The organism is Methylocella silvestris, from assembly GCF_002891535.1.
In the GTDB taxonomy this organism is placed as follows: domain Bacteria; phylum Pseudomonadota; class Alphaproteobacteria; order Rhizobiales; family Beijerinckiaceae; genus Methylocapsa; species Methylocapsa silvestris_A.
In genome coordinates this window covers 78,378-85,082 of sequence record NZ_PDZR01000020.1, presented here as the reverse complement: position 1 = coordinate 85,082, position 6,705 = coordinate 78,378, and the positions used below count along the sequence as shown (strand labels likewise).

Genomic DNA, 6,705 nt, shown 5'->3' with positions numbered 1-6,705 from the left:
TGATTCGCCCCCCCCGCCCAATGCCGCCGCGCCTGTTGGCGAGACCGTCGCCATCCCGGCGCTGGCTCCACTGCCCCCGCTTAACGCCGCGATCAAGGCGGCGCTCGAAGCCCGCGCCGAGGCGGATGGCGTGGATCGCGTCTCGGCTTCGCGCCGGCGCGAGCACGACGCCGTCGCCGCCTTCTATGCGGCGCGCGACTTCGCGCCCCTCTGGTCGCATGAGGGAAGTCCGATCGCCGAGGTCGGGCCGGTGCTGCAACGGCTTCAGCTTGCCGCCGAGGACGGGCTGTCGGTCAAGCTGCCGCCGCGTTTTACGGCCTCCGGCGCCGATGACGAGATCGCCGGCACCGACATCGCGCTCAGCGCCGCGATCGTTTCCTATGCGCGTCAGGCGTCAGGCGCGCGGGTCGATCCTCACCAGATTTCGGCGCTGATTGGTTTGCGTCCGGAGCTCGCCGACGCGTCCGTCGCGCTGGCGACCGTCTCGAGCGCCGGGCAGAACGCTGGCGCGGCGCTGCTCGCGTTCAATCCGCCGCACCCGGCCTATCAGGCGCTCCGGGCAAAGCTCAACGAGACGCGCCGGGCGGCGGCGCCTGTGGCCCGCGCGGCGGCAATTCCGACCGGGCCGATCCTGAAAGTCGGCATGCGCGATCGCCGCGTGCCGCTGATCCGCTCGCGGCTCAGCCTCGACGGGCGCGAGGGCGAGCCCGAAAATCTCATCTATGACACGCAGGTCGCGAGCGCGGTCGCCGATTTTCAGAAAGCGAACGGCCTGCCAGGCTCCGGCCAGCTCAACGCCCGCACCATCGCCCTGCTCTCCGGCGGTGAGCAATCCCGCGTCGAGGCCGAGATCCTCGCCAATATGGAGCGTTGGCGCTGGATGCCGCGCGACATGGGCGAGAGCCGTATCGAGGTCAATATTCCCGATTTCGAGGTTTCCGTCATCGAGAACGGCGCCGTCGTCTCGCGCAACAGGGTCGTCGTCGGCAAGGAGGAGACGCCGACGCCGGTGTTCTCCAACACGATGCAGTTTCTGATCGTCAACCCCTATTGGACGGTGCCGCAGTCGATCATCAAGAAAGAGATGATGCCGAAGATCGCGGCCAATCCGAACTATCTGCATCGGATGGGCTATGAGGCGGCCTGGAAAGACGGCAAGCTCAGCGTCCGCCAGCCCCCCGGCGAGCGCAACGCGCTGGGGCGCATCAAATTCATGTTCCCCAATGATTACGCGGTCTATCTGCACGACACGCCGTCCCGCGCGCTGTTCGAGCAGGAAAAGCGGGCCTTCAGCCATGGCTGTGTCAGGGTCGACGATCCGTTCCGCTTTGCGCAGACCGTTCTTGGCAGGGGCTGGAGCGAGGAGCGCGTGGAAAAGCTCATCGGCGGCAAGGAGCGCTATGTGCATCTCGCCAAGCCGCTCCCGATCCACCTCGAATATTTCACCGCCAAGGTCAACGAATACGGCCAGCTGCAATTGAGCGAGGATATTTATGGCTTCTCGCGCAAGGTGAGGGCGGCGCTGGGGCTTGAGGGCAACGGCTGACTCTCGGTGCGAGAATGAGAGGCTTGCGGTATGATCGCCGCCTTGACCTCAGCTGCGGCCGGCGCCTATATATCGCGCGCATAAAATAGCGGCGGCCGCGGGCGTGGATTTATGCAATTGACGCCAGTTTATGCAGTGATCCGGTATCCCGGCGCACAGCGCTTGACGTCCGCCAGACGAAACGGAAGCGGATTCCCGCTCCAGTGGAAAGATCGACGGACATGGTGCGTGAGTTTGAATATCGCGGCGAGACGTTTCGGGTGAACGCGCATGGCGCGCCGGGGCATGAGGAAGTCTTCATTATCCATCTCGTCGATGGCGAGGAGGAAGGCGAAATGTCCATTGACCGGATGACGGAGGAAAATGACCGCTCCGCGCCGCTCGAAGCCATCATTGTCATGCTGTGCGACCGCCTCGTCATCGAGCGCGAGATCGACGTCGCCGACCCGCAGGGCGCCTTCTCGTGGCGTGAAGGCAAGGTGCTGTTCAAGGTTCACAGCGGAGTCCAGGATCACGCCTGAACGGCGCGTCGGGCGCAGGAAGCGGTAAGGAAGCCGGGCGGCTTTCTTACCGAATGGTAATCCTGTCCGCGCCGGCGCCATCTTGACGCTGTCTGCGGCTTCCTGCACGAAGCCCTTGAAGGCGCCGTCGGCCCCGACGGCGCCCGCACAGAGTTTCGAGACCCATGAACGATCTTCTGGCGCTGGCCGCAGACCCCTCTGCCTGGTTCGCGCTCGCGACCCTCATCGTCATGGAAGTCGTCCTTGGCATAGACAATCTCGTCTTCATCGCCATCGTTTCGCAAAAACTGCCGGAGCACCAGCGCTCGAAGGCGCGTCGCATCGGTATCGGCCTGTCGCTGATCCTGCGCATCGCCCTGCTGTTCACCATTTCGACGATCATCCGCCTGACGACGCCGGTGATAAGCGTTCTCGGGCAGGGTTTCTCCTGGCGCGACATCATCCTGATCGCCGGCGGCCTTTTCCTGGTCTACAAGGCCACGAGCGAAATCCATCAGGCCGTCGATCCGATGGAAGGCGGCGAGGAGAAGATCAAGCCGCCGACGAGCTTTTCCTCGGCGATCTTCCAGATCCTGCTCCTCGACCTCGTCTTTTCACTCGACAGCATCATCACCGCGGTCGGCATGACGGAGCATCTGCCGATCATGATCATCGCCGTGTTGACCGCTGTCGGCGCCATGCTCTTGGCCGCGGATCCGTTGGCGAGTTTCATCCATCGCAACCCCACCATCGTCATGCTGGCGCTGGGCTTCTTGCTGCTGATCGGCGCGACGCTGATCGCCGAAGGTTTCGGGTTTCATTTCCCGAAGGGCTACATCTATACCGCGATGGCCTTCTCCGGTCTGGTCGAAGGGCTGAACATGTTTGCGCGCAAGAGGCGTTCGCCAGAGGCCTGACGCCATGGCGCCTTTGGATAAAGCAGGGGCCGACGCGGAAAAATCCGTCGTCGACGTGCTGTTTCCGGTTGCCGTCGACACCGCCTATTCCTATGTCGCCCCCGCCGCGATGGGCCTCGTCCCCGGCGCTTTCGTCGAAGCGCCGCTCGGTCCACGGCGGGCGATCGGCGTCGTTTTCGCGCAGCGCCCGGCCCCGCCCGGCGCCTCCAATCTGCGCGCCGTCGCCGCCCGGCTCGATATCCCCCCGCTTGGCGACCGCCTGCGCGACTTTATCGACTGGGTCGCGCGCTGGGGCATGAGCCCGCGCGGCATGGTGCTGCGGATGGCGATCCGCGCCCCTTTTCATGCGGCGCCGGAGCCGAAGCGGCTGGGTCTGCGCCCGACCGGCGCCGTTCCCGCCCGCCTTACGCCGGCGCGGGAGCGGGCGCTGGCCGCGGCGCAAGAGGGCGGCCTGCTGACGAAGGCGGCGCTCGCCAAGGCGGCGGGGGTTTCGGCCTCGGTCATAGAAGGCCTCATCCGCGAGGGAGTCTTTACGCTTGAGGCTCTGGCGCCTGAGCCCGTCGCGCCGGTTGGCGATCCCGATTTCCGCCAGCCGCTGCTATCGCAAGATCAGGCGGCCGCGGCCGCCGAGCTGGCGAAAGCCGTCTCGGCGGAGAGCTTTTCCGTGACGCTGCTCGAAGGCGTCACAGGCTCAGGCAAGACCGAAACCTATTTCGAGGCGATCGCCGCCGCGCTCCGCGCCGGGCGTCAGACACTGGTGCTGCTGCCGGAGATCGCCCTGACCAGCCAGTTCGTCGACCGTTTTGGCGCGCGTTTTGGCGCCGCGCCGGTCGAGTGGCACTCAGGGGTAGGCGCCGCACGGCGCGCAAGGATCTGGAGCGCTGTCGCTTCCGGCGAGGCGAAAATCATCATCGGCGCGCGCTCGGCGCTGTTTCTGCCATTCGAGACGCTCGGTCTCGTCATCGTCGATGAGGAGCATGACGGCGCCTATAAGCAGGAAGACGGTGTCGTCTATCACGCCCGCGACATGGCGGTGGTGCGCGGCCGGATCGAGCAATGCGCGGTGATCCTCGCCAGCGCGACGCCCTCCATTGAGACGCGGGTCAACGCCGATCAGGGCCGCTACCGGCGCCTGGTGCTGAAAGGGCGCTTCGGCGGGCGCGCCATGCCGAAGATCGAGGCGGTCGACATGCGGCTCAAGCCGCCGCCGCGCGGCAAATGGATTTCGCCCCCGCTGATCGCCGCGCTCGCCGAAAATCTCGGCAAGGGCCAGCAATCGCTGCTGTTTTTAAACCGGCGCGGCTATGCGCCGCTGACGCTCTGCCGCAGCTGCGGCCATCGCTTCCAATGCCCGAATTGCGCGGCCTGGCTCGTCGATCATCGCTTCCGCAAGGCGCTGATCTGTCACCACTGCGGTCACAGCGAGCGCCGGCCGGAGCTTTGCCCCAATTGCGAGGCGGTTGAATCCCTGATGGCGTGCGGGCCGGGCGTCGAGCGGCTGGAGGAGGAGGCCGCCGAGCTGTTTGCCGACGCGCGGCTCATGATCCTGTCGTCGGATCTGGCGGGCGGCGCGGAGCGGTTGCGGCTGGAATTCGACGCCGTCGCGCGCGGCGCCTGCGATATCGTGATCGGCACGCAGCTGGTCGCCAAGGGCCATAATTTTCCGGGACTGACGCTGGTCGGCGTGATCGACGCCGATATCGGCCTGACGTCGGGCGATCCGCGTGCGGCGGAGCGCACGTTTCAACTGCTGCAGCAGGTCACCGGCCGCGCCGGCCGGTTCGAGACCCCGGGGCGCGCGCTGGTGCAGAGTTTCCAGCCGGAGCATCCGGTGATGCGGGCGATCCTGTCGGGCGACAGTGAAAAGTTTTATGCCGAGGAAATCGAACAGCGCCGCCGCGCCGGTCTGCCGCCGTTTGGCCGGCTTGCGGCGCTGATCGTCTCGGGCAATGACGCAGCGTCGGCCGAGGCTTTCGCCCGGGCGCTGGCGCGGGCGGCGTATGATCTGCCGAAGTCCGCCGGATGGAGCCTTGCGCCGGCAGGGGGGCTGCCGGATGAGGGCGAGCTCTCCTTGCTCGGTCCGGCGGAGGCGCCTATCGCGATCCTGCGCGGCCGCCACCGCTTCCGCCTGCTCATTCGCGCGCCGCGCGCGGCCGATTTGCAGGGATTTTTGCATGCATTGCTCGCGGCGGGACCATCTCAGCGCGGCGGGGTGAAAGTGGCGATCGATATCGACCCGCAAAGTTTCTTGTAAGAAATTAAATTGTGTACATATAATTACATAAGAGAAATTTGATTGTCAAAAATCTATTTTACGGCGGCCTGCGGGTGGCTGATCTCTTGCGTCCAGTTTCCCGCAGTGCGCGCATAGCCCAAATGGGCGATGACGAGTTGCATTACTAAAATTTAATTTAGAAATGAAATTTGAAGCGCCGGGAAACGGGCCGCATGAGAAAATTCAGGAAGCGATTTTGCAATTTTCGAGGCTCTTTTTTGAGCCTTGTCGCCATGGGCGCGGCTTTGAGCCTCTCCTCCGGCGCGGCGCTCGCGGCCAACAGGGGCTCGTGCTCGGGGCCTGACCCTGGATATCCGAAGCCGAATTCGATCAAGCCCGGGGAGTCGACCACATTTCAAGTCTGGTTCTACTGCACCAACGGGCAAATTGGCGTTTTCCTCCCAGACACCGTGACGCTGCAGGTCTCGAAGCTTCCGTCGGGCGTGACATACAGTCCCAAAACCGCTTCGTTCAAGGGCGGCGATGGTGTGACCGTCACCATGAACACGACGAAGGACGTCGCGGCCGGCTCGACCGTGAAATTCACTGTCGGCGCCAAGGGGAAGGCCTGCGCGTCCTACACGCCGGTCTGCCCGGTCTCGTTCCAGATCAAGCCGGAAATCAAATGCCCGAAGTCGGCCAAGGGGGTGTGTCCCAATGTCTGGTGGTTCAACGGGGTCGATCCGCAGCCGAAGAACTATGTGACCACGATCGAGACCTCGCCGGGGGGGACCGACTACAATTGGCAGATCACCAGCGGCGCGCAATATGCGCAATTTTCCAATAATTCGGCGACGATGGACACCAAGAACAAGAATTCGGTCGTCGTCGAGCCGAGCGCGGACCCGGGCACAGGCGCGCCGACGGTAAGCGTGAAGGTCACGGTCAAGAGCAAGGACGGGACAGCGACCTCGGATGAATTCAAGCTCACCGTGCTGAAACCCTACAAGCTCGCGCCAAACGGCGTCGTCGATTCAAAGGACGGCCAAGGATATCATTCGCGGCCGACCTATCTGCTGCAGGATCAGACCGGCAAGACATTGCCGCTTCCCGTGCCGGTCAGGGAGAATTTCAACGCCGGCTCGTCCAATCTATGGCCCGGCGGCAGCAACTGGACTGCGGGCAATAATAAGGAACAGACCCTGCTCGCCAATCCAACCGACATACATGATGATCTGATCAAATCGGGAGCTGGCTGCAATATTCTTTTCCCAAAGTTGGGGCAGGTTCCCTGCGCGAAGCCCCCCGGGACGGTCAAGGAATGCGGTAACCAGCTCTGCACGCAACCGGTAATTTCGTGGACGGGCGGTGTCTGGATCGGCGGCGTCGCCGCGAACCGCCTTAGCGGCGTTCAGGTCATGTCGAATTCCTGGGTGCTCTTCCAGGATCACGGACGAAACTGCTCCATTAAGTCTCCGCTCTCCGCTGTGACCTTCCAACCTTTCACCTGTCCTTGAAATCGCGGGA

At 64.1% G+C, this 6,705-nt stretch carries 5 protein-coding genes; all 5 read left to right on the top strand.

All coding sequences use genetic code 11. The features are described 5' to 3' along the window. Positions 1–1,546, top strand: a 1,546-nt coding sequence (locus CR492_RS20970; RefSeq protein ID WP_210200259.1) for a L,D-transpeptidase family protein, incomplete at its 5' end; no start/stop codon positions are given. A gap of 221 nt (positions 1,547–1,767) precedes the next feature. Continuing rightward, complete coding sequence (locus tag CR492_RS15660) at positions 1,768–2,067, top strand: hypothetical protein (RefSeq protein WP_102844665.1); 300 nt, start codon at positions 1,768–1,770, stop codon at positions 2,065–2,067. A 164-nt stretch (positions 2,068–2,231) separates the two neighbouring features. Then, complete coding sequence (locus CR492_RS15655) at positions 2,232–2,963, top strand: TerC family protein (protein WP_102844664.1); 732 nt, start codon at positions 2,232–2,234, stop codon at positions 2,961–2,963. A 4-nt stretch (positions 2,964–2,967) separates the two neighbouring features. Beyond that, positions 2,968–5,217: a primosomal protein N' gene (locus CR492_RS15650; RefSeq protein WP_102844663.1), complete on the top strand. Its 2,250-nt coding sequence runs from the start codon at positions 2,968–2,970 to the stop codon at positions 5,215–5,217. 239 nt (positions 5,218–5,456) lie between these two features. Next, the gene (locus CR492_RS15645) at positions 5,457–6,695 is read left to right on the top strand and encodes a hypothetical protein (RefSeq protein ID WP_146030299.1); all 1,239 of its coding nucleotides are present in this window, start codon (positions 5,457–5,459) and stop codon (positions 6,693–6,695) included. Positions 6,696–6,705: the final 10 nt, after the last annotated feature.

Coding starts and splice junctions, on each gene's coding strand:
- CR492_RS15660 (WP_102844665.1), top strand. CDS start 1,768: ATGGTGCGTGAGTTTGAATATCGCGGCGAGACGTTTCGGGTGAACGCG.
- CR492_RS15655 (WP_102844664.1), top strand. CDS start 2,232: ATGAACGATCTTCTGGCGCTGGCCGCAGACCCCTCTGCCTGGTTCGCG.
- CR492_RS15650 (WP_102844663.1), top strand. CDS start 2,968: ATGGCGCCTTTGGATAAAGCAGGGGCCGACGCGGAAAAATCCGTCGTC.